Source organism: Shewanella sp. SR43-8, from assembly GCF_014163775.1.
In the GTDB taxonomy this organism is placed as follows: Bacteria; Pseudomonadota; Gammaproteobacteria; order Enterobacterales; family Shewanellaceae; genus Shewanella; species Shewanella vesiculosa.
The window spans coordinates 1-230 of the sequence record NZ_JACJDX010000058.1; the positions used below are offsets into that span (position 1 = coordinate 1).

At 40.0% G+C, this 230-nt stretch carries 1 rRNA gene; it reads right to left on the minus strand.

The features are described 5' to 3' along the window. Positions 1–88, minus strand: a 16S ribosomal RNA gene (locus H5114_RS20780); the annotation flags it as partial. Positions 89–230 lie beyond the last annotated feature (142 nt).

The window sequence follows — 230 nt, forward strand, 5'->3', positions numbered from 1 at the left end:
AGCAAGCTCCCTTGTGTTACCGCTCGACTTGCATGTGTTAGGCCTGCCGCCAGCGTTCAATCTGAGCCATGATCAAACTCTTCAATTAAAGTTTTTTGAATCTTGCGATTCGGCTCAATGAATTCTGATTGCTTATCTCACCGAAGCGAAATAAGTCTTTGTACATATTACTATGAACATTCATCGTTGCATTGAGTTTAAATTTTTTGATTGCCAACATTCCGAAGAAC